Raw genomic sequence first — 23,044 nt, 5'->3', positions numbered from 1 at the left:
TCAGGGCGCCGGTCCGCCGTCCGACATGCCGGCGCGCCACGCCGCCGGGAGACCCATCGCCCAGCTTTCCGGTCTACCTGCCGTCCACCAGCATGATGTCCCGCACGATGAGGCGGGCCAGCCGGTCGTCGCCCCACCCGGTGGTGCGCAGCAGCGCCTCACCGGTCCGCATTGCCAGCAGGATGCTCCGGTCCGCCGTGCGGCCTGTGTCCGCCGAGCCGGCACGCTCCAGCACGCCGCGATGGACGGCGTTCGCGTGGACGGTCCGGCCCAACTCCTCTTCACCGAGTCGCTGTTGAGCATGCCGGCGCCGTCCATCAGGGTGTGCTCGGACCGCAGAGCGGCGCATACCAACGCCTCCTGACCGGGCCGCAGCAGCTCCATTTCCGTCCTCAGACGCTGCGCCAACCCGGTGACCGTCCGCAGCGACCAGCCGAAGGCCGGGGTCACGGACATGCCGATCAACTTGCCGGTGATGCCGTTCTTGATTTGGCCGCCCACCCACGCGGAGATGCCAGTGAAGTGGCCCAGAAGGCCGCCCCGCAACGCCCGGTCGACGCTCGGGTGGTCGCCCTGCGCGAGCGCCTCGCGGACTGCGCCGATGGGCATCCCGTGGTCTTGCACGAGGAGGTCCAAGCCCCACACCCCGCTGCCCTAGCGCCGCTGGCGGCGGACCGTCGCTTCCTCCAGGAGGACGGACAGGGCATCGAGTCACGGTGGGCGGGCCGGGGCCTTCGGTCAGGGGTCGGAACACCGCGACGACCTCGCCCATGAACACCGCGTCATCGTCCAGCCGGATCGGCGACCGCAGATGACCTTGCCCTCAACCGAAAAGACCCGTTTGCAGAGTTCGGGCTGATCGGATCGGCCACCACCTGAACGGGGATCTCACTCCCGCCCACTGCACGACCACGCCCGCACAAGCGCGCTCACGCGTGTGTGCAGAGAACCGAGAGGCCCTTGCATGCGCTCGCCTCCGCAGCACCCTCGGGCACCGGCGAGACCAGGTGCGGCGCCGCAGCTAATTTGGCTATCGTCTGAAGTGGCAAAAGGAGGCCAGAGTGTGGATCGTAAGTGAGCGTGTGGGTATCGCAGACCTCCGTCTGGAGACCCGGGTCGTACACCGGCCCTCCGGGCCTCTCCGGCATGACTTCCAGCGCTTGTCCTGCAGCGACGGCCCTGACGACGGCATCCACGTCCCGGGACACAAGCGCAGAGTGCGCCACGACCACTCACTCGCAAGGGGGGAGCGGTGGTGCACCGACTGCTTTCCTGAGAAGGCGAAGGACGCCTGATCTCGTCGGCGGAAGCCAGCCCATGAGGCATATCGCGTCTGGTGACCTCTCCCGCTGTCCGCCGCCGCGGCCAATGCAGGCGAAGCCCGTGCTGCGCGCCGCTGGTGCCGTGCTGCGCCCGTCCGGCCGACGGCAGGAAGGATGGTGCGGCAGGTGAGGTCGGACCGCCTATGGTGCGTGCGGCCACCGCACACGCGGAGGAACTGCGGGCCGGAGCAGAACTGCAACACCGCTTCACGACGTATGCCGACCGGTACCGGCAGGCGGTCGACTCCGGCGACGTCGAGGTGCTCGCCCGGACCTGTCCTGACAAACACGGCCGGTGGGGGAGAGCCTGCCTGCTTGATGCCGACCACGACGCCGCAACGAGCGGCCTGCACTGGGGACTGACACCCAGCGGCGACCCGATCGCATGGGTCGGCAGCGCCCTCGACAACGACTGAACACCAGGCCGGGCCCGCAGCCCGGACCTACGTCGGCCTACGCCGCGCCGCTGGTCAGGCGGCCGGCCAGCGAAGATGCAGCCGTCATCAACGCGCTCTTGGACATCCTCGGCACCACGGTGAACCTGCGCGAGCACGGGCAAGCCCAAGGGCCCCGCCGTTCAACGAGGAACCCAAGCACAACACCGAACCCACCCACGCCAGCCACCGACCTGCGCCACCCGCAACCTCAGCTATTCCAACCTCGCCTGACACTCAGCGCATGCCTCACTGCAAGGACAGTGGACGACGAGTGCCCACCAGCGTGAATACGCGCCATGGGTAAAGCCCCCTGGTGCTGGCTTCGCGGTGCTTTTCTAAGGTGAGAGACCACATATGGAGGGGTTCCCGTGTCAGACCAGAAGAACGCCGCAGCTCAAGCAAGCACCGACACCGCACTCACCGCGGAGGAACGGGCAGCCCAGTGGCAGGTCTTCGGAGAGCGGACGATCTACAAGAACCGATGGGTCACCGTGGCTCTGGCCGACATCCGGACCCCTGACGGCGTCCGGTTCGAACACCACAAGGTGTACCTCCCCCAGGCTGCGATGGTCGCCATGATCGACGACCAGGACCGCGTCCTCATGATGTGGCGCCACCGGTTCGTCCCCGACCTCTGGAACTACGAACTACCCGGCGGCCTGCTCGACGCCGGCGAGGACCCCGCCGTCGCCGCGGCCCGCGAGGTCATCGAGGAGACCGGCTACCGCACCACGGGCACCCTTGAGCGCGTCGTCGCCTTCGAGCCGATGATCGGAACGGTGGCGTCGCAACACTTCGTCTTCATCGCCCGCGGTGTCGAGAAGGTCGGCGAGCCCACCGAGAAGAACGAGGCGGCCCACATGAAGTGGGTCCCGCTCGACGACGTCCTCGGTCTGATCGCCGCCGGCAAGATCCGCAACAGCGGCACCCTGGTCGCCGTGCTGCACCTGCTCGCCGCACGCAACCGCGCCTAAGCGGCGGTCGCGGCCAGCACGTCAGTGATACGCCGACGCTGGCGCACCGAGCTGGTCATCGACGCCAGGTCCTGCGCCCGCAGGGCCTGACGTCGCGCTTCCTCCCGCTCCCCACGCCGCGCCAGCACCACCGCCAAGTCGCAACGCACCCCGGCCTCCGCTCGGGTGAAACCATTCAGGTCCAGCGACGCCAGCGATGCTGTCAGATCCGTGAGCGCCTCGTCGGCTCCGAGCGTTGCCAGGACGTTCCCGCGCCACCTGCTCAGGTGAGCGCCCGCCAGGAACAGGAACGGCAGTGACGGGTCGGCCGGGTCGTTCGGCCGGACCGCCTCTGCTCGATCCATCCCGTTGCGACACTGCGTCTCGTGCCCGGCCACGGCATGTGCCTCTGCCTCCGCCGCGAACAGCCAGGACTCCATCAAGGGCGGCAGGCTCCGGCCGGCGCTCTCCCGCGCGAACCGCACCTGCTCCACAGCCTTCGCTGACTCGCCCAACTCCAGCAGCACATAGGCCTGCTGCCCCATCGTGTGCGCCACCAGTGCCGCTGACCCCGACTCCCGTGCCGCGGCCTTCGCCGTCTCATGCAGCTCCCACGACCGGCGGTACAGCCCCAGGTCCAGGGCCTGCCACCCGGCCAGTGTCGATGCCTCGGTCAGCACGGCCGCAAGCGCGGTCCGGGCGTTGGGAGAGGTGCTCCGGTGCAGCAGGTTCCCCATCTGGTTGATCTGCTCTCCCAGCGGTGGGAGCAACGTTCCCGCGCCGAGCTGCCGGTCCATGCGCCGCATGGAGTCCACCTGGACCGCAAAGAGCTCAGCCACGGTGGCATCTGCGGACGTAGCTGCCTGCAGTTCTCGCCTGAGCGCAACCGCTTCTTCCCCCTCAGCCGCGGAGGGCACCGGAACCGGGAGTTCGACCCTGTGCGGGGCTACCTCGGCATCGGAGGATTCCCACCTTCGTGGCGCCAAGCCCAGCATGGCCCCGGGAATGCCCAACCCGTCCGCGATCCGCTCCACCACGGACATCTGGGTGAGCGTCCGCCTCCCCGCGATCACATCCGAGACACGGCTTGGCGTCAGGTCGCACTGCCGGGCAACTCGCGACGGGTAGATGCCCGCGCGGCGCGCCAGCTCGAAGATGCGCCCGAAGTCCCGGGCGCGGCACGCGTCCAGCAGCTCCGGGTCCTTGAAAAACCAGGTCGGAAGCTGACGACACCCTTCAACTGCGGTCATTGGTAATGCTCCTGGCGCCCGAACAGTCCTACCCGGGAGTTTACCCACCTGGAGAACCCCGCTGGGCCTTATCACCAACCTCCCTGCTTCGGAAGCTGAATGCAGCACTCCACATCAGTTCGATTTTAGGGGAACACGATGGGCGACCGCCTCCACCACACAGTCGCCGCACCGGCGCGCGACGAGGCTACCTCTCCGGCCTTTGGCGATGCCGTCGACCGTAGGCGGGTCGGGCGTCGTTCGGCCGGTCACCCGGGCCGCTCCGAGCGATTGCCTTGCCGCAAGGCGCGGAAGGTCCGCCATGCCGTTGGGTGGTACGGCTCAGAGGGCAAGTCTGTAGCTGAGCACGTACGAGGCGGAATCCATGATGGTCTCCTGCACTTCGACGGGCAGGTCGTCGCCGTCGTAGACCGTCCGGTACGCGTGGATGACGAAGCGTGCAGGGGGGATGGCCAGCTGTATGGCCTCCTCGCTTGTCGGCAGGCGGCAGCGAACGGACTCATCAGCCGAGACCGGAGCTCGCCCCAGGCGAGCGAGAGTCCTGTGGAGCCTTTCAAGGTTGATTTCGCCACCCGCGAGCGCGTCCGCGGCGACAAGGTCGTAGGGCAGGTAGGTGTGCACGGACCTGACTGGCCGGCCATTTTGGAGGAGCCGGCATGTGTGCCGGAGCGTCTTGCCATCCGGCCCCAAGCCAAGAGCACGGGCGACGTGTACCGGCGGCTGCATCTTGCGACTCACGGCGACCTCGTCGACGTCCAGGGCCTCGGAAACGCGCGTCACCCAGGGGATGGACCCGACGTCGCCGCCGTACTGCAGAAGCTCGCGATCGCGCGCGTAGTTCCCCGCCCCCTGCCGCCCTTCGATGACTCCCTCGACCTTGAGCAGGTCGAGGGCCTTACGGAGGGTCATCAGCGAGACACCGTACTGCTCAGCCAATTCCGGCTCCGCGGGGAGTCGCACGTCGGCGTCGTACTCGCCTTCCCGAATCGCCTTCCTGAGTTTTTCAAGGACGCGCTGGTACTTGGGCTGGGCGCCGGCACCCCGCGGCTCGGTCATGTGTCTCCTCTGGCTGCTCCGTAGCTACCTGATCGTACGGACTGCCGTACCGGGCGCACGCATCCACGCCTCCTTGCGCACCCGAAGCCACGCATCAAGATATCTTTCTCCTTGAGTCGTATATCTTTCATCTTGATTCATCTATCTTGATGCGCTTCACTGTTCCTCGTCACTGGCTCTGCCGGAGGTCCCGGCTCACCCGCTTCGGCGGGAGGGACGTGACAGGCAAGAGCCGCTCCCGGGCCCTCGGCAGCACCACTACCGAGACGGCCAACGGGGTCCATCAACCGACCGGAGGCCTCCGGCAATCGGAGGCCGAAGGCAGCGACGTTCCTTGAAATCCACCAATGAAAGGACCCGGGCCGGAACCCGGGAGGTCATGCAGGGACACCAGAGACCCCTGGACCTACGCGCCTCACAGGGCGCCGGCGAACCGCTGTCACGGGCGGAGCACACAGCACTGGAAACCGCATGGCCAGCTAACAGCCGCCCACGACGAGCCCCGATCACACCGGACCGGTGTCGGGAGGAGGGGCCCATGCGCACACCCGGCGGGCACCCCGACTCCCGCAAAAGTCGAGCACGCGCGGTGGAAGAGACCGCGCCACCACACCTTTTGCAGCCCCGCGCTGCCCTCACTCCCACCGCCCACCCTCCGGCGACGCGGTGAGAGGTGGAGAGCGCGGAGGAACCCACACGCGCCACCCAAGGGACCTCGCCGCCTGGCGTGGTCCGCACCTGCTCGAGGAGAACCATGAACAGCACGACCCGAATGGCCATGGCTGTGACCGCAGCCGTCGGAGCCCTCGCACTTGCCGCCACCAGCGCCGAAGCCGCCATCCCCAACCCGGATCCCACCGGCACTCACACCGGGCGGCGCATCAACCCCACCACCGGCCAGTCGGAAACCGCGAGGGTCACCGACTACCCCGACATCACCATCCGCCCCAACAACACAAACTCGTCGCTGACGCTCGCGCCGGCCCCCGGCACCGGCGGCCTCTACCTCCGCAGCGCAGGCGGTGCGATCAAGGGCCTCATGGGCGAGGGCGACCGGGCCCGTTTCATCGCCTGCCACCCCTCAAACCCCAACCTGGCCCTGGTGGAGCAGATCACCAGCGGGCACGGCGGGTTCGGCGCGTACAAGGGCTACGTCAAGGTCAGCGCAACCTCGGCGCCGCGCAGTCTCCCCTGCGGCTGACCAACTCCAAGACACCAGCCGACCGTGCACCTCAAGGCCACCCTGGACTGAGATTGCCAGCTCCAGGGCGGCCACCACGGGCACCGGACACCCCGTTGCCCGTCAACCGCTTCATGGCCACCGGGCCCCGCTGCGCCCATCGCATCGAAGCCGGAACCGAGACCGCACAGTTCGCTACAGCACCTGACTTGAACCGCACAACACATCACTGCTGGAGGAACCATGGATTGGCGTCACCGCGCCGCTTGCCGCGAGGACGACCCCGAGCTCTTCTTCCCCATCGGCAACACCGGTCCTGCACTGCTGCAGATCGAGGAAGCCAAGGCCGTCTGCCGCCGCTGCCCCGTCATGGAGCAGTGCCTGCGGTGGGCGCTCGAATCCCGTCAGGAATCCGGCATCTGGGGCGGGATGAGCGAGGACGAGCGCTGCGCGATGAAGCGCCGCGCCGCCCGCAACCGGGCCCACAGCGCCAACGCCTGAACGCACGCCGTACGCCCCTGCACCGCTACGCCGCCCGGCGAGCGGACGCGGCATGGGCAACGGCCACCAGTGAGAAGAAGCAGTCCCGGGGCGCCTTTCCCCGGGACTGCCACACAGGCCCTGCATGACGAGGAGGAATCCTGTGAACAGCATCATGACATGTCCCTCTCCCCGCCGAAGCGACAACCCGGACCAGCCGTCCGCACTGCCGCCTGCTGGCGAGTTGACCAGGAGCACGCAACGCCAGCCCGTTCGGGTTGACTTGACCACCGACACATCGACCTCGTTCCACCACCTGGTTCGACAGCTCGTGCACGACGGCGATCTCCAGGCACGCCAGACCAACCACTGCAGCCACATCAGCGCGCTGCTGCACGAGATCGCCGACCACCTGTCCAGCCGCCGGCCGGGCGAGCGAATGACCAACGCCGACAGGTGGACCCTCGCATGTCACTTCGCTGGCACGGACAAAGGCCGGCGCCCCCTGCTGCGCCTGCTGCCACCAGCCCCGAGCGGGACTTCGCGGGGCGAATACGCCGCGAAACTGCGTGAGCGGGCCGCGCCCGCGAAGCCCGGCCGAACCTGAGCCCTTGAACGCTCGACTTCGCTGACGGCGAGCCTTGGCTTACACGCCCCACACCCATGGCCCTGGCCAGGAGCGCAACTCCCGGCCAGGGCCCAACCGCATCCTCACGAACCTGACCCCTGAGGAGCAGTAGTGCCCAAGCCTACCGACCAGTCCAGTTCGTCCTCGACAAAGTCTGACAAGAAGAGCATCGACCCGGCCGCGGCCGCCGCTGACTACCGCAAGCGCCTGCACGAGACCCGTCGCATCGCGCGAAAACGCCGCTCATAAACAAGACCCCCAAGATCAAGGCGCTGCCGAACTGGACCGCTGCGAACCATGCCGACCTGCGGCAATGGAACTCCGAACGGCGCCAGACGTACAGCGACCTGTCCAACGCGGCCGCGCACGAGACCGTCGACCAGCCGCTCGCAGAAACGCGACGCGGCCAATCTAAGGAGCCGCTGAGATGAACGATCAGCACCGCCCCCACCCGCCGGCGCCCGGCGAAACCGACGCCGAGCACAGCGATGTGCCTTCAGGCACCACGCCCCCTTCGGAAGCCGTCGAGCGGCAGCAGGTCATCAAGCTCACCGCCGAGGCCGTCGACCTCCTCCAGGACGCAATTGCTGCTGGCGAGGAAGGCGACGCCGAATGGCTCGGCGCGATGAACCAGGTCCAGGCGGCACGAGCTATGGGCATCTCCGACGAGGAAATCACTGCCGCGCGCCGCGCCGACGGCACTGTCTACCGCATTGCGTATCGCAATCGTGCCATGTCCATGTGGCCCTACCTGTCGAAGGCACGTGCCTTCGACGAGTGCACTAAGCGGGCGCGGCAAGAGCATCCCGATGCCGTCCTGGAGTGGGGCACCGCAGGCAAGGACGGCGAAGCTGACCCGCGGTCGCCCTGGCTGCTCTTCCGGCACAACGAGAACGGCGACCTGGTCGACACGGGATTCACCGTCACGCCGCTTCCGACCAAGCTCAGGCCCGTGTCCGACATGGCCTTCGCCGACGAACAGATCTGAACGACAAGGCCGTTCCACGGCCGCCCCGGTGCGGGCCGGGCCTTTCACAGGCCCGGCCCGCACCCATTCACCAAAGGAGCCGTGGGCGTGCCCACCACGAAGCAGTCCAAGCGGAAGGGGACCCAGCGCCGGCGTACGGAACCCGCGCCCGCACAGCAGATCCCCAATGCCTCCGCGTCAGCGCCGCCCGAGAATGCCGCCGAGCACCCGGAGAGGGCAGCCACGCGCGCAGCCGACATCATCGTGGCTGCCGAGACGGAGGCGTCCAGCCTCATCGAGCTGGGCGAGCAGGCGCAGGCTGAGGCGGAGCAACTGCTCGACGAGGCGAAACAGCGTGCCGAAACGCTGGTATCCGATGCCGAGCGGACAGCCAAGAGGCTTCTCGGCGAGGCCGAGGAAGCCGCCCAGCAGCGTCTCGCCCAGGGCGCTGATGAGGCCGAGCGTCTGGCGACCGAAGCCTGTAAGCAGGCAGAGGCCTTGAATGCCTCCGCCCAGCAGGCCTGGAGCGCGAGCCAGACCGATGCCGCCGTCATCACGGTCGACGCCTTTCGCACAGCGGCCGAAACCAGGGACAGGGCCAACACCGAGGCCGAACGCCACCTCGCATCGGTGCAAAAGGAAGCCGACCAGGTCCGCGCTGCGGCACGGCAGGAAGCGGATGAACTTCTCACCCAAGCCCGCGAAGAGGCGCAGGGCCTTCGAAGGGAAGCCGAGGCCCAGGCGGAGCGAAGCCGTAAAGACGCTGCCGACGCCGCACAACGCCTCCGGCAAGAAGCCCAGAGCGAGTCCGAGCGGCTTCGCGACGAAGCACAGAAGATCGTCGACGAAGCCAACCAGAAGATGGGCGCAGCAGCGGAATCCGCACAGCGCATGCGGGCCCGGGCCGAGGAGGACACCGAGCAACTTCGCCGGGAAACCGCGGAGGACATCCGGGGCCAAACCGAACGCGCCGACGCCGAAGCTCAGCGCATCATCGCCAAGGCCCAACGAGCGGCTGGCCAGCAGGAGAAGAAGGCCGAGAGAGTCCTCGAGGACGCCGAAGCCGAAGCTGAACGCCTCACCGTTGCCGCAGCCACGGCCGTCCAGGGAACGGAGACGAAGGCAGCCGCCCTCCTCGCGCAGGCGCAGGACCTCCAGAAGAAGGCAGATGAGCAGATCGCCATCGCCAAGGAGAACCACAAGGCGGCGGACGAGCGGTGGAAGGAAGTCCTCTCACGTACGAACCAACGACTGGAGCGCAAGAGGCGGATCAGGAAGGAGAGGGACGATCGCCGCGAGGAAGCGCGAAAGCGCCGCCGGGCTGTCAAGGAGGGCCGGACCACACTGAGGTCTCAACGGCCCAGGGCGAGTGCCTGGCTGCAGGAGCTGACGCGCAGCCAGGCCCGTCGGGTCCTGGTCGGCGGTCCAATCCTGGCACCCATGGCCGTGGCGTGGTGGTCCCAGACCGACTACGCACGTGAGGCGTTCGACTGGTGGACGATTTTCGCACTCGGATTCGCCGCGGCATGGGAGCTCAGCGCCGCCTTCACCGGCTGGATGTACCACCAGGCAAGGAAGGACGGCGACTCCGGAACCCTGTATCGCGTCATGACCTGGATCCTCGCCGGCGGGGCAGCGGCCATGAACTACGCCCACCACTGCGGCCCCGCCGGGGAGCCGACGCAACCGGCCGTCGCCTTTGCCACCATGTCCCTCGTCGGCATGGTGCTGTGGGAGATGTACGCCCGTCTGGTCCACCGCCAACACCTGCGCGAGCGAGGCCTGTTGCCCAAGCCCCGGCCGCGCATCGGCCTGATTCGCTGGGTCCGCTACCCGGACACCGCCTGGACGGCCTGGTCGATGATGATCACCGACAGCTCGCTGACCACCCTGGATGGAGCCTGGGCAGCAGCTGGCATCGCCATGGATGTGCGCGCCACAGAACACCGGCGGCGCGCCGCGCTGCGGTCTGCCCGACAGGCCTCTGCGGCTGCGGACCGTACCGCGGTCAAGGCCGGCCTGACGCTGAACCGCATCGTGATCCCCCGCCTTCCCAGCCACGACCTCACCCCTGCTGCGATCCCCGTCGTCCAACCGACCCTTGCGGAACTGGAACTTGAGTGGTTCACACAGACCGCACCGGGCCGGCGGGACGGTACACCCGGTACACCCGGCTCGTCCGGTACACCGGGCCGGCGGGACGGTACACCCGGTACACCCGGCTCGTCCGGTACACCGGCTCGGCGGGACGGTACACCCGGCACATCCGGTACACCCGGCTCGTCCGGTACACCGGCCCGGCGGGACGGTACACCCGGTACACCCGGTACACCCGGCTCGTCCGGTACACCGGCCCGGCGGGACGGTACACCCGGTACACCCGGTACACCCGGTACACCCGGCACATCCGGTACACCGGCCCGGCGGGACGGTACACCCGGTACACCCGGTACACCCGGCACATCCGGTACACCGGCCCGGCGGGACGGTACACCCGGTACACCCGGTACACCCGGCACATCCGGTACACCGGCCCGGCGGGACGGTACACCCGGTACACCCGGCACATCCGGTACACCGGCCCGGCGGGACGGTACGGGCCAGGGTGCCGGTGCGGGCGAGGACTCTGCGGACTTGGTACTGACACTAGTTGAGCAGGCCGCCGTGGACCGTCTCCGCGCAAAGAACCAAGACGTCAGCAAACGGAAGCTCGAGAAGGAGATCCGCGCTCACCACGGCTCGATCGGCTCTGACCGGGCCAAGCTGATCGCAGCGGTACTGAAGGGCTCGCCCGCAGGCGTCTGACAATGCGAATCCTGCCTGCCGGGGGCGGGTGGTGCGGGTATGCGTGCTTCGCAGCTTCGAGACTCCCATGCGGTCGGGGCTGCGGGGTACCTACCGCTACCCACCTCGCCCAAGGAGAAATAGCAGGTCAGAGGGATGGTAGGTAGTAGGTAGCCTTCGGTAGGCAGAGGTAGAGGCAGACCGCCCAGCCCAGCAGGGGAGAAGCGCCTGACGCGCTTCTCCACCTTCCCTCCCCGTAGCGCCAGTTGCGGGGAGGCGTTCTCGGATCCCGCCCGGTCGGGGCAGGCAGCCCCTTCGCGACCAGCCATCGTCCGCTGGCAGGACATTTCAGCGCGGCCGAAGCGCCGCTGCCTCTACCCCGTCCCCGCGTCTTTGGAGTCTCTATGCCCTGGAACCCCCTTGCCGCTGTGTTCTTGGTGCGCAAGCCGAACCACCAGTCGGAAGCAGTCGCCGACCGCTCCTCCGGCGGCGAGCCGACCGTCGGCCTGCAGCCGGAGGCTGTCGGACCCGACCCCCGGGCTCAGAGGAGCAAACCCGACCAGGATCAGGTCGACCACCCACTTCCCGTCGGCCGCAGCCCTCAGTCACAGCACGATCGGCCACTACCTCGCCTTGACCCCACCCGTCCCGAGCCGGACGAACGCAGAGCCCGGCTCCTCATGCTCGACAAGATCGCCCAATTCGGGTGGGAAAGGTGCAAGCCAGCATGACGCCCGATGAGGCACAGGCGCCGGACCGCGGTGTCGACGACGTCCTGACCACAATCGACGACGTCCTGGCATCCGTTGACCAGGAAGCCTCCACGACCTCGGTCGGCCAGGCCAAGTCCGATGAGCTGGGTGCGTCCTCGGATACTGGAAACATCACCGAAGCGGCTGCTGCACCCCGGGAGCGGGTCAACACGCCGGTCCCGACAGAGGCCGCACAGGCTCCCCAGACAAGGACCGGCCTTCCCCCGGGATGGTCGAACGACGGCTGGTGGCCGGAGCTCTTCGAGAGCCAGAACGCGGACCTGGATACGAACACCGGCCGGCTGAGGCGGCCCCTCTCCTTCGACCCGAACGCCGCGCTCATCCCGGCGGGACCTGCCCATGTCCCAGAGGTCCGCGATCAGAAGGACGTCGACGAAGACGATCAGGGCGACAACGGCGAAGAGTCTGTTGAGACCGAGGACGACAGCGACAAGGCAGGCGAGGGAAAAGAGGAGCTCACTGGGTTCCGGCGGTTCCTTGCCCAGACCAAGAGCGCTTTTCGCGGCGACGACGAGGAACAGGACCACGAGTTGGGGGAGCACAACCTCGCCCCCGAGACCGTGATCATCGTCCGGGAACCTCCCAGCGAGGATCGGAATGAGGCGCGCGAAGCGACCTACGCCGAGCTGGCCAAGCGCGAGAAGGAGCGGGCCCGGGCCGATCGGCGACGCAACCGGATCCTGCGGGACAGAGCCCTGCTGGTTGTACGTCGCTGGTGGCTTGCTCGCTACTGCTCCGCTGCAGCCCTGGGCTTTGGCCTGGGCATCAAGCAGGCCGTGGCCCTACAGATGTACGCCGCCGCAGGCAAGGAGATCATGGCGCTGAACCCGATCATCACCCTAGCCACGGTGCCGATCGTGTGGACCGCCACCAAGCGGACTTTCAATACGACGGGACGCGTCCTGGCCTCCTCCTTCATCCCCGCGACGGTTGGCTTCTACGCCATCTGGGCCGCGTCCATGCTCAGCGGCCAGGACCTGAAGGCGATGCTGCTGGCCAACCCGCATGTGAACCTCTACGCCCCATACGCAACTGCAGGCGTGATCACCGTCTTCGGGCTGTGGCTCCACTACAAAACCCGCCGCTGGTGGCGTCCATCAAGCCCCGGCCTGTTCTTCTGCGCTCCCCAGTGGCTGTTCGTCCACGTCCCCACCGCGTCCGCCGTTTTCGCCATGCTGCACTTCAGCACCAACCGCTAAGGATTTCCGACATGAACACCACCGCGCTCGCCGCGGCCGGCGGCCTGGAGCGACTCACCGGAGCCCTGCCGGCCACCGGAGCCGCTCTGGCCGTCGTCGTCACCCTCCTCGTTTCCTGCGTGCGCCTCAAGCTCGGCAAGAACGTGCCCAACGGCAAGATCCAATTTGGAAGCGTCGGCGCGCAGTATCTCGGCATCGTGGCTCAGGACGTCTTCATGCGCACCCCCGGCGGCACCATGTTTCACGACGTAGGCCTCGCTATCAAAGACATGCCGGTCGCCCTGGCCAGCAACCCCGACATCGGGAATCCCGGGATGACCTCGATCTGCATCAGCTTCCTCATCCTGGCGATCGGCATCAGCTTCGTCCCCGTCGTGGGGTCAATCTTCGGGATGATCTTCGGTGCTGCGATGCTCGCAGCCACGGGTTCCTTCTGGTCGATTCTCATGACCTTGATCATGTTCGTGCCCAATCTGGTCATCTCGTGACTCAGAAAAGGGCGAAGAAGACCGATGCCGCGCCGGAGGCGCTGAACCTCTACACCGCACTCGCTGCATTCCTCCTTGGCCTGTTCAATGCCAGCCTCGTCATGCTTACCGGCCTGCTCAAGTTCCTTCGTAAGGAGGGCAGCAGCTTCTTCGGCCGGGTGCTGGCCCTCCTCTTCTTCGGCTACCTCTACCTCTTCCTCGCTGAGCGTCGCCCGGCGATGTATACGGCTCTGTTCTTTGCCTGGGTGATCGGATGCTTCGTCATCGCCGGGGTGCAGGCCTATGGGGATGCCCGAGCGCCGAAGAAGACCAAGAAGGCGAAGAAGGCGAAGAAGAAGGACGCTAAGGGAGGCGAGGAGTCCCAGGACAAGACGAACCTCCAGAAGGGAAAGGCCGAGCCTTCCACTGAAAATGATCACGAAAGGGGTCTGGGGGAGCGGGACGTAGAACAGGAGGCTGCCCGCCACGAAGCCTCCGTCCACGACTCCAAGTTCAAGGAATACATACGGCGGGTCGTTGAAGCGGGAGCGGCGCGCAAACTATCCGGACCGGACAAGGAAGGGAAGATCGTTTCGGTTACTGGGAGGGGCGCTCGCCTCGAGGACATCCTCCGTGGCCTGCGCTCCGTCGACCCTCGATACACGCTTGATGACCTGAAGGAACGTCTCGCCGATTGTGGCATCCGGTACAAGGAGCAGATGAAATTCCAGGTCGGCGGCAAGCCAGCGAACGTCTACGGAATCAACCTGCTGCAACTTCGAGAAGACCTGGGCCTCAACCCCCGCCAGGCACCCCCCGATCAGGTGCCCGACACCACACACACCGGCCCCTCCAGAGCCCTCACCCCTGCCTTCACGCAGGGGCCTGCTGAAAAGGAGCATGAGGAAGCCGTAGACGGGGCCGCGTGACGTTGTGCCGGGGGCGGGACGCGGCGTGCCCCTCCCCTGGCCCTGTTCAGCCCCGGCACGCCTACCTGCCTCCAGCTACCTACCTTCTACCTACCTTCAAGAATGCACAAAAGGTCACATTGTGCATTCAGTGCCATTCGAAGCTCCCGCGCGCGGCAACATGGGCTAAAACCCGGAACCTAGGCGGGAGTTCGCATGCCAAAGCACATCTACATCTGCGATACCTGCGGCCAGGACGAGACCTGCACCAGCAAGCAGGCAGCACAACGCCTCCGCCGGACACACCGCATCCTGGCCCATGGCGGGCTGCCGACCCGACACGAGCGGATCGTCCCCGTACCGAAATGGGGCGGCATCCCGAGGTTCATTGCCATATGGGCCGGAATTGCCCTAGTCCTGCTCGCCATCGACTATTTGCTCCCCCTTTTTGGCTGATGACCGCGCAGACTGCCTAGGTTCGCGCCCTCTGGGGCATGTGCCCCGGTGCCGCGCGGAGAGGGGTGTCATGTCAGCCGCATGGTAATCCGCCAGTTGGTGGCCGAAGGCGGCCCCCGTGGGGCGACGACTTCCAAGAGACATGTTTGCATGTGCTCGTGATCGTTAACGCACAGGAAACACCCAAGCCACGGACATACGTGGACCGCATTCTGCAGCAATGGCACGAGGACGAGGAGGCCGAGGCGCTCGTCCAGGGGGCGCAGCGGCTGACCAGGGGGGAGGCCCGGCGGCGTCTGTTCAGGTTGGGGCATGCGCTACGCGGGCAAGGGCTCGTGCCCGGCGATGGAGTGGGGCTGTTCCTGGCCAACCGCGTGGACTCCGTCCTGGTGCAGCTCGCCGTCCACCTCATCGGCTGCCGCGTCGTGTTCCTGCCGCCCGAGCCAGGACCCGGCGAACTCGCCGCGCTGGTCGAGCAGTCCCGGGCGCGCGCCGTGGTCACCGACCCGCTCTTCGCGCAACGGGCCGCCGACGCGGCAGGCCGCAGCGTCCACGCCCCCATACTGCTCAGCCTCGGGCCCTGCGAGCAGCGGTGCACAGACCTGCTGGCCCTGGCGGACGAGTGTCCGGAGGTGCGCCCTGACGGCGTGCCGGCCCCGGGCGCGGACGACGCCGTCACCGTCTTCTACACCGGCGGAACCCTGGGCCGCCCCAAGCTCGCCGCGCACAGCCGCAAGCTCTACGACGCGATGGTCGAAAAGCTGGAAGACCCCACGCTGAACTCCCGCCCTGCGGCCTTCCCGACCATGAAACCGGGCACGGACAGAGTGCTCGCCTCCACACTGCTCACGCACGGCAGCGGCCACCTCACCTCAATCCGGGCTCTGATGACGGGAGCCGCCCTCGTCGTCCTGCCCGAATTCGAAGCCGGCGCTGCGCTGACGGTCCTGCGCGACGAGCGGATCACCACCACCATGCTCGTACCGCCCATGCTGTACGCGCTGCTTGACCACTCGGAGTGCGAGCCGGGCGCCCTGCCCGCGCTGCGGCGGATCGTCGTCAGCGGCTCGGCCACGTCGCCGAGCCGGCTGCAGCAGGCGGTCGAGGTGCTCGGCCCCGTGCTCAGCCAGGGCTACGGGCAGTCGGAGGCGCTCGGTGTCACTGCGTTCGATGCCGAAGATCTCGTTTCGGAAGGGGCCCAACGCTCCGAGCTCTGGCGTAGCTGCGGCCGGGCGATCTCCGACGTCGAGATCGAGATCCGCGGGGAAAACAGCACGGAGGCGCTGCCCGTCAGACAGGTCGGCGAGGTGTGCGTCCATGGCCAGACGGTGATGCTCGGCTACTACGAGGACCCGGAGCGCACCGCGGCGGCGCTGCATGACGGCTGGCTGCGCACTGGGGACATGGGCTATCTCGACGAGGAGGGATACCTCTATCTCGTCGACCGGGCCAAGGACATCATCGTCACCGGAGGCACGAGCGACAACGTCTACTCCAGGGTGCTGGAGGACTTCCTGCTCACGCTGCCCGGTGTGCGTAACGCGGCGGCGGTGGGCGTGCCCGACCAGGAGTACGGAGAAGCCGTACAGATCTTCCTGGCCACGACCGAGGGCGCTGACGTCGACCCAGAGGCGGTCGGTGCAGCGGTGACCGCCGAGCTGGGAGAGCTGTACTCGCCCCGGAAGACGGTGCTGCTGGACCGGCTGCCGACTACCAAGGTCGGCAAGGTGGACAAGAAGGCGCTGCGCGCCGCGTGGACGAGCGGGGCCTGACACACCGTTCCCCCGGTTGCTGTGGAGCGACCCAACCCGGCCGACGCGGCGTCAACTGCACTGGACGGAACGGCCTTTGTGTCATCGCTCGGTCGGCCGTCGGTCCCCGGTGAACGGACGGAAATGCGGCGCAGCTGTGATACGGATCTCCACCGCGGCGCCGGCCCGCATCTTCGCCCAGACTGTCACTGTCTTGGCCTCCTGACCGCTTCCCCCGCTAATCACTCCAGCGCCCCGCCTCGTGATGATCCACGAGGCGGGGCGCTGTCGGATCGGCGTACAGAGCTACAGCTGCAGAATGCGGGCATCGGTTGCGTGGTCGCGAACCGGCACATCGACCGCGGGCCCTGCGGTCCTGGGCTCCGCACCTGGACAGAGCACGATGCCGACCGCCGGCAGCGGTGCTTCTCCTGCGCCCGCCTCGGCCGTGAGGTCACAGGCGGATCGAAGTGCTGATGGCGCAACATCACATTCTTTGTGCGCATCGACATACTGCTACCCGCTTGAAGAAGAGAGCCCATTCGAGAGTTTCTCGCCCTTGTCGGGATCGAGGTCAAGCTTGGCCAGAACAGCGGGGACGACCACGGACGGCAGGATGAACTCCCACATGTCCTTCAGGTGATTCGTCAGTTCCATCCGACCGTCGTAGGTTTGGGACATATTCTGAATTCCTGAAAATGCTGCGACGATGTGCCAGGAAACCTTATATATGTCGACGGATGGCAGCAGTTCGCCCCGGTTCCAGGCTTCTGTCAGGATCGAACTCACCACTTCGATCCACACGTCGTTCGATCGTTTTGTATCGAGCGTCTTCGATCCCTGTTCCATGGCCAAACGGGCCGCGCCGCGCTGCATTGGATCTGTTCTCAACAGATAGGAGAGAAGGAATCCGGTATCGACGAGCATCTGGGATGCCAGGCTCTGCGGAGGGAGTTCAGGGAGCCCTGCGAACTGGTCCTCCATGATGGCTACCGCGACGGCATCCTTGCTTTTGAAATGGAAGTAAAGCGCACCTTTCGTCATCTCCGATCGCTCGACGATGTCGGCGATCGTGGTACCACCGAAACCGTTCTCGTCGAAGAGGGTGGCGGCGGCCTCCAGGATCTTCTTGCGGGTCCGAACTGCTCGATCCTGCTGAAGAGGCCGTTCCCTTCGGTCCCGCTGTGTCACAGCATGTCTCCTGTCCATCAAGCTCTTTACGTGATGCAGTCGCACTGCCACGGATTGCGCACGAAAGTGCAGTGCATTTCGGAGGCGCGATGACGAGTTGCGTCTGATGTGGATACTAACATTCCGCACTGCAAGAAAACGCCATGCGTCATCAGGGGGTCTAAGGCCTGTTCCGGTTGCCTTTCCTGTGGATTTTATCCACAGTTCTCATCTTCGACTGCCGCCGATCAGCATGTCGAAATTACAAAAAGCACCCCGAATTACCCAGGGCCTTTCCAGGAAGGCGAGAAAGGGGAGAGTCTGTCCACAGGATGACTCGCGTGCGGGCGGTAAGGCGTGGCAAGGAAGGTATTCAATGTCCGCCAGAGGCAGCTACGTGGACAGCACGTGTCAGCTCGATCACGGAACCCGTCTTGTGGAGCCGCCGGCGGAACGCAGATCTGTCGGCGCCAGGCTGGAAGCTGCACACGGCCCCCGACCTTGCGCCCAACAAGCCGCTCCATTCCTCAGCCCGCCAGAGCTCGACCATCGGAGCAGGCAACTCGTGGGAGCCTGCGCGCCGAGCTCCTGGCGAGCCTTTCCCTCCCCGCAGGAGAAGATGGCTGGCGAGCCAATCAGCCCGGCGCGCCCAATGGAAGATCAGTCGAAGGTAAGCACGGGCTTGATGACCTCACCGGCTATGGCGGCACGGGCGGCCGCCTCGATGTCGCTGAACCGAAACGGCGTGATCAGCTTCTCGACGGGGAGGCGCCCGAGGCCATGGAGCTTGATCAGGTGTGGAATGAAACTCTGGGGTACCGCGTCCCCTTCGATCACTCCGCGCAGCCGGACCCCCTTGGTCATCACGCTCATGATGTCGAATTCGGCTGTCTTGCCGATCCCTACCAGCGCCAGCGTGCCTCGCTGACGAAGAGCTCCGATGGCCTGAGAGATCACAGCCGGCTGGCCGGTGGTGTCGATGGCGTAGTGCGATCCGCCGGAGGTGATGTCCCGGACAACTGCCGCAATGTCCGCAGCCTGCGCCGGGTCGAGCGCGGCGACGGCGCCGAGGTCTCGGGCCAGAGCGCGCCGGGATGGCACCGGGTCAACGGCGACCACGGAGCAGCCCTCAGCAACCGCGGCCATGACGGAGGTCAGGCCAACACCACCGGATCCGAAAACCACCAGCGACGAACCGGGGTCCGGCTGCAGAACGTTGAGGACCGCCCCTGCGCCCGTCTGCACGCTGCATCCGAGCGGGGCGGCCAGGATGGGGGAGTAGTCGGTGGGGATCCTGACGCAGTTGCTCTCATAGGCGAGGGCATGGCTGGCGAAGCTGCTCTGCCCGAAGAAGTTGCCGTAGACCGGTTCTCCCTCACGGGAGAGGGCCGTGCTTCCGTCGGTACGCGAGCCGCTGGCGTTCAAGGAGTTGATGCCCGCGTCGCAGTACGCGGTGTGTCCGGAGCCGCACTGCTCGCAGGTGCCGCAGCTGCGGTAGCTCAGGCACACGGCGTCGCCTGGGGCGACGGTGGTCACCTGGTCGCCCACGGCTTCGACGATGCCGGCGCCTTCGTGGCCGAAGACCATCGGCGGCCGCGGCCAACGCGCTCGTGTGCTCAGGTCCGTGTGGCAGATACCTGCCGCGGTGATTTTGACGAGGATTTCGTCGGCCCGCGGCTCCTCGAGGTCGAGGTCGCGGATGATGAAGGGGCCGCCTTGGGACTCGACGACGGCTGCTTGTATGCGCACGGGTTCCCCCTGATTCCGGCCGCGGACCGCGGCCGGGATGAATGGACTGCCGGGTGTGAGCTGGTCGCGAGTCAGTCGCGATCCCGCTCAAGGACGAAGTAGAAGTGGTGGCCGCGGTCGTCCAGGACGTCTTTGCCGTTCATGACGCCGAGGAGTGTCTCGGCGTCAATACGCTTGAAGTGGTCGAGAATTGGGAGGCCGTCGTAGACCATGGTGGCTGTCACCTCACCGCGAAATTCCACCATCCACAGGCTGGCTTCGCCGCTGCCCCGCTCGATGTCGGAGAACAGCTCACCCTGCTCGTTGCGGCAGATCAGGGGCTGTACGCGGGACAGGGACTCGAAGCGTTTGCCGTGCCAGTTCGCCGTGATGAGCCTGGCCTCTACCGGGTGGCCGGTGGAGAACGCGCTTCCCTTCCACGCCCCGAGGATGTCTTGCGGCTGTACGGTCGGCAGTGCCATCCACAGCTCATCCAGTTCGGTGAAGGACACCTCACCACCGGCTGCGCGGATCTCGGCGATGCGCCGGCCGGCATGCTCGTCGTTCATCATGCTCCTCTCAATAGATGGACCGACCCTTGCTGTCGGACGTGAGGCTCGGTCAGGTCATTGACCTTCCAAGGAGCACCCTGTGGTGCTCCGTCTCGGTGCGGGACCGCCAACGGATTCCCCGCGGCGGCCCCGCACCGATCCGAGACTCGACCCCAAGGTCTATGCGACCGCTGGCGTGTCGTTCGGGTCATACATCTGTCCCTTTGTGACAGCGCCAGTGATGCCCGGGCCGATTCCCAAGAGCAGGGTCTCGCTCCCCGGAATCAGTGCGTGCGTGGCGGTCTCGGCCAGCACGTCCAGAACGGCCGCGCCTCCGAGATTGCCGCGCGCGCGCAGGCGATCCCAAGAAACCCTGAGAGGGTTGCCTGGTTCGTCAGGTTCAGCCGGAAATCCGAGCATGTCCGCCATGTGGCGCAGCACGGCCGGTCCGCCTGGATGGCCGATCAATGTCTCCGGTCGCCAGCCTTCGGGCAGCCACTCCGTCAACGGCCCCTTCAGCTTGCGGACAGCCCGTTCCGCACCACGTTCCGACAGGAAGTGCAGGCCGTTGTCCCGGTGGTCGAGCCGATAGGTGGTCATGGTGTTGGGAGCGACATACTGCCAGCTGTCGTCAATCCTCATGCAGGCGCCGCGGGGCGGTCGATCATCACGCGGGTTGCTGGGGCTGGTGACGACGCAGGCTGCGGCCGAGTCTCCGAAGAAGAGGCGCCACAGCAGACCGTTGAGGTCCATACGCTCCGCTTGATAGACGACGGACAGCGGCTCCGGTATGAGGACGAGGACGTTCTTGCCCGGGTTGGCGTCAGCCCACTGGGCTGCCAGGGACAGTGCGTGTGCACCGCCCACACAGCCGAGCGTTGTGCAGGGGATGCGCATGATGCTAGGGGACATCCCCAACTTCACGAGTTGATTGACCGCGGTGACGTCGGCACCGGGCGTACGCGGACTGACGGAGTTGCTGGTGATGATGTAGTGGATGTCCTTCGGTAGGAGGCCGGCGAGATCCAGCGCTTTGAGGGAGGCTTGTTCGGCAAGGGCCTCCATGCCGCGCAGCGCCCATTCATTGCGCTCCTCCATGCGGCCGGGGCGGGCAACGACCTCAAGAGGTTCGACGAAGTACCGCGACTCCACGCCGACATCCATCGCCTTGACACGTTCGAGGTAGGGGCTGTTCTTGGCGCTCACCTCCATCTCCGCATGGATATCGGAGGTCTTGATGAGGTTCTTCTCGGGGAATACCCGGGCGGGCTGGACTACGAAGGCCACGGTGGCTCCTTGGCGCTGCGAGGCGGAGACTAAGTGCCCCTGGTACGTAGGGCGCCTCGCGAGGGTGATCGTGCCGGCCACGTGGTCGTTCGCGGAGACGCCACAGTGGAGTGAGGATGTCAGGGGCCCGGCGTGATCATGAAAGGTGGACAGGAGGCGGCAGGGGCAAGCGCAGACTGACCGACACTCACTTCCGGCTACGTGGCGTGCCTGGCGCTCCTCAGGAATCGGGAGAAGAGCCAGTTGCGGGGGCCGCCTTGGTCTGGCGGTCTCCGGATCGCCCGTGCGCAGCAAGTCGTGGTGCTCCAGCTCCTACCGCTCAAGGACTCTCGTTAGAGCGGCGGCAATGCGGAACGCCGACCCATGGAGTGCGCGGTGCCTGGGCGTTGCGGGGATGTACCGCAGGTGTTGGCGGTTCTGGAAGCCGGGTGTGGTGCAGAGATCATGCAGGCATTGTCCGCCCTCACCGCCGCCTGTGGATGTGGTACAGGCCACATTTGGGTTGGCAGGTGTTCGTGGCCTGGCCGAGGGGCCACCACTCCATCCACACCACCCGCGCGCCTATCGCACGGAGCGGCTCGGCGACCCCGCCTTCCATGACACCGATTTCGCCGACAGCCGCGTTGTACATCAGGCGCCTCGTGCCGTCAGGGTGCGTATGCTGGTCCTCGTCGCCGACCTCTTCCCCGACCGGGCCCTCGTAGATGGCCCGAAGCTCGGGGTCTTGCAGTACCTCTGCACGGATCTGCTGCAGGATCATGTCCTGTGGATGGTCCGCGAGCGCATTGCGCAGGCCTGTCGCCGCAGCTCGGGCCCAGGTCTTGGGCCAGTCGGGCATGTGGCGGCGGTGCTCGGGCTGCAGGGGCAGGCCCAGCATCTCGATCTGCTCCAGCGCTCTACGGCTCATCGGTGGCTTCGGATAGGGCTGCGTGGAATTCTCGTGGCGGCCGTGGCGCAGACCCAGCAGCTCACGCAGGACGTTATCCGGCATGCCGCCGAAGAGCTGGTCGGCCGCCGCATTGAAGGCTATGACGTCCCAGGAGCGGTTGCTGATGTACGTCGGTACGGAGCTGCTGTGGATGATGCGGGCCCAGACGGGAGCAACGTCCAGGCCGGCATCGGGCTGACTGGTCTTGACGGTCCGGGAGCCGAAGAAGGCGATCTGCAGTTGCTCGTCCTCGTCGTGACTGAGCTTCAGCAGTTTGCTGACCCGGCTCAAGTCATCCCTGCTGGGCTGACTGATTTTCCCCAGTTCTAGGTGTTTGTACCACTCGGTGCGCCTGTCCACGTACCCCAGCAGGAGGCTGACCTCTCGCTGGGTGAGGTGCTCGCAGGTGCGCCCCTGCCCTCTCCTTCGGTGCTCGCGCAGGCCAGCCCGCAGCCGCAGTTCACCGAGCTGCGGATAGGCGTCGGCTTCGGTCCGATTGCGGGCTGCGACGAGTATCTGTGTTGCACGGGACAGGTCCGGCACTTCGCGCTGTCTCCCTCATAAAACATACCGCACATACGGTTTGTTAGCTTTTAAATCATGTGAGATCGACAGCTCTATAAAAGGCCGAAGGAGGCATATGACAATCGAGTCCGTACGCGAGGTGCGATCGCTGGCGCTGACGGACAATCAGACGGGGGATGGAAGAGTACTGTGTGTGACAGGATGTATACGCTGCCGAGGGCGCGCGCGGCCTGCTTTGCGGCCG

At 66.5% G+C, this 23,044-nt stretch carries 20 protein-coding genes; 12 read left to right on the top strand and 8 right to left on the bottom strand.

Going from position 1 to position 23,044, the window contains the following annotated elements; all coding sequences use genetic code 11:
- Nucleotides 1-73: 73 nt before the first annotated feature.
- A complete protein-coding gene (locus tag D9V36_RS01140) occupies nt 74-349 on the bottom strand; it encodes a hypothetical protein (protein ID WP_129292024.1) in 276 nt (91 codons plus the stop codon).
- A 1,116-nt stretch (nt 350-1,465) separates the two neighbouring features.
- On the opposite strand from D9V36_RS01140, the gene D9V36_RS01135 reads away from it, so the two are divergent.
- Nucleotides 1,466-1,738, top strand: a complete 273-nt coding sequence (locus D9V36_RS01135) for a hypothetical protein (RefSeq protein WP_129292023.1) — start codon at nt 1,466-1,468, stop codon at nt 1,736-1,738.
- 389 nt (nt 1,739-2,127) lie between these two features.
- A complete protein-coding gene (locus D9V36_RS01130; RefSeq protein ID WP_129292022.1) occupies nt 2,128-2,733 on the top strand; it encodes an NUDIX hydrolase in 606 nt (201 codons plus the stop codon).
- On the opposite strand, the gene D9V36_RS01125 is transcribed toward D9V36_RS01130, so the two are convergent.
- Both D9V36_RS01125 and D9V36_RS01115 read right to left on the bottom strand, forming a co-directional pair.
- Complete coding sequence (locus D9V36_RS01125; RefSeq protein WP_241720633.1) at nt 2,730-3,962, bottom strand: helix-turn-helix domain-containing protein; 1,233 nt, start codon at nt 3,960-3,962, stop codon at nt 2,730-2,732. The genes D9V36_RS01130 and D9V36_RS01125 overlap by 4 nt on opposite strands.
- A gap of 321 nt (nt 3,963-4,283) precedes the next feature.
- The gene (locus D9V36_RS01115) at nt 4,284-5,018 is read right to left on the bottom strand and encodes a GntR family transcriptional regulator (protein WP_129292021.1); all 735 of its coding nucleotides are present in this window, start codon (nt 5,016-5,018) and stop codon (nt 4,284-4,286) included.
- Nucleotides 5,019-5,772: 754 nt separating this feature from the next.
- On the opposite strand from D9V36_RS01115, the gene D9V36_RS01110 reads away from it, so the two are divergent.
- The 10 genes from D9V36_RS01110 (at nt 5,773) to D9V36_RS01065 (ending at nt 16,632) form a co-directional block, all read left to right on the top strand.
- The gene (locus tag D9V36_RS01110) at nt 5,773-6,219 is read left to right on the top strand and encodes a hypothetical protein (protein WP_129292020.1); all 447 of its coding nucleotides are present in this window, start codon (nt 5,773-5,775) and stop codon (nt 6,217-6,219) included.
- 222 nt (nt 6,220-6,441) lie between these two features.
- Entirely contained in the window at nt 6,442-6,699 is a 258-nt protein-coding gene (locus D9V36_RS01105; protein ID WP_129292019.1) for a WhiB family transcriptional regulator, read from the top strand.
- Between the two features lie 142 nt (nt 6,700-6,841).
- Entirely contained in the window at nt 6,842-7,285 is a 444-nt protein-coding gene (locus tag D9V36_RS01100) for a hypothetical protein (RefSeq protein WP_129292018.1), read from the top strand.
- 448 nt (nt 7,286-7,733) lie between these two features.
- The gene (locus tag D9V36_RS01095; RefSeq protein ID WP_129292017.1) at nt 7,734-8,294 is read left to right on the top strand and encodes a hypothetical protein; all 561 of its coding nucleotides are present in this window, start codon (nt 7,734-7,736) and stop codon (nt 8,292-8,294) included.
- Between the two features lie 87 nt (nt 8,295-8,381).
- Complete coding sequence (locus D9V36_RS42500) at nt 8,382-11,078, top strand: DUF2637 domain-containing protein (RefSeq protein ID WP_129292016.1); 2,697 nt, start codon at nt 8,382-8,384, stop codon at nt 11,076-11,078.
- A gap of 706 nt (nt 11,079-11,784) precedes the next feature.
- On the top strand, nt 11,785-13,029 hold the full coding sequence (locus D9V36_RS01085) for a hypothetical protein (protein ID WP_129292015.1): 1,245 nt from the start codon (nt 11,785-11,787) through the stop codon (nt 13,027-13,029).
- Nucleotides 13,030-13,040: 11 nt separating this feature from the next.
- On the top strand, nt 13,041-13,517 hold the full coding sequence (locus D9V36_RS01080; protein WP_129292014.1) for a hypothetical protein: 477 nt from the start codon (nt 13,041-13,043) through the stop codon (nt 13,515-13,517).
- Nucleotides 13,514-14,425, top strand: a complete 912-nt coding sequence (locus D9V36_RS01075) for a hypothetical protein (protein WP_129292013.1) — start codon at nt 13,514-13,516, stop codon at nt 14,423-14,425. Before D9V36_RS01080 ends, D9V36_RS01075 begins: the two co-directional genes overlap by 4 nt.
- Nucleotides 14,426-14,620: 195 nt before the next feature.
- Nucleotides 14,621-14,860, top strand: a complete 240-nt coding sequence (locus tag D9V36_RS01070) for a hypothetical protein (RefSeq protein ID WP_129292012.1) — start codon at nt 14,621-14,623, stop codon at nt 14,858-14,860.
- 200 nt (nt 14,861-15,060) lie between these two features.
- Nucleotides 15,061-16,632, top strand: coding sequence for a class I adenylate-forming enzyme family protein (locus D9V36_RS01065; protein WP_241720632.1), 1,572 nt, complete (start codon nt 15,061-15,063; stop codon nt 16,630-16,632).
- Between the two features lie 495 nt (nt 16,633-17,127).
- On the opposite strand, the gene D9V36_RS01060 is transcribed toward D9V36_RS01065, so the two are convergent.
- The 5 genes from D9V36_RS01060 to D9V36_RS01040 form a co-directional block, all read right to left on the bottom strand.
- Complete coding sequence (locus D9V36_RS01060; protein WP_164992805.1) at nt 17,128-17,802, bottom strand: ScbR family autoregulator-binding transcription factor; 675 nt, start codon at nt 17,800-17,802, stop codon at nt 17,128-17,130.
- 639 nt (nt 17,803-18,441) lie between these two features.
- Complete coding sequence (locus tag D9V36_RS01055) at nt 18,442-19,530, bottom strand: NAD(P)-dependent alcohol dehydrogenase (protein WP_129292009.1); 1,089 nt, start codon at nt 19,528-19,530, stop codon at nt 18,442-18,444.
- Nucleotides 19,531-19,601: 71 nt separating this feature from the next.
- Complete coding sequence (locus tag D9V36_RS01050; RefSeq protein WP_129292259.1) at nt 19,602-20,078, bottom strand: DUF4334 domain-containing protein; 477 nt, start codon at nt 20,076-20,078, stop codon at nt 19,602-19,604.
- Nucleotides 20,079-20,240: 162 nt separating this feature from the next.
- Nucleotides 20,241-21,347 carry a hypothetical protein gene (locus tag D9V36_RS01045; protein ID WP_129292008.1) on the bottom strand — a complete coding sequence of 369 codons (1,107 nt, stop codon included), beginning with the start codon at nt 21,345-21,347 and terminating at the stop codon, nt 20,241-20,243.
- Nucleotides 21,348-21,810: 463 nt separating this feature from the next.
- Nucleotides 21,811-22,818: a hypothetical protein gene (locus tag D9V36_RS01040; RefSeq protein WP_129292007.1), complete on the bottom strand. Its 1,008-nt coding sequence runs from the start codon at nt 22,816-22,818 to the stop codon at nt 21,811-21,813.
- Nucleotides 22,819-23,044: the final 226 nt, after the last annotated feature.

This window comes from Streptomyces lydicus, from assembly GCF_004125265.1.
GTDB classification, from domain to species: Bacteria; Actinomycetota; Actinomycetes; order Streptomycetales; family Streptomycetaceae; genus Streptomyces; species Streptomyces lydicus_C.
This window is presented reverse-complemented; position numbering and strand designations above follow the sequence as displayed.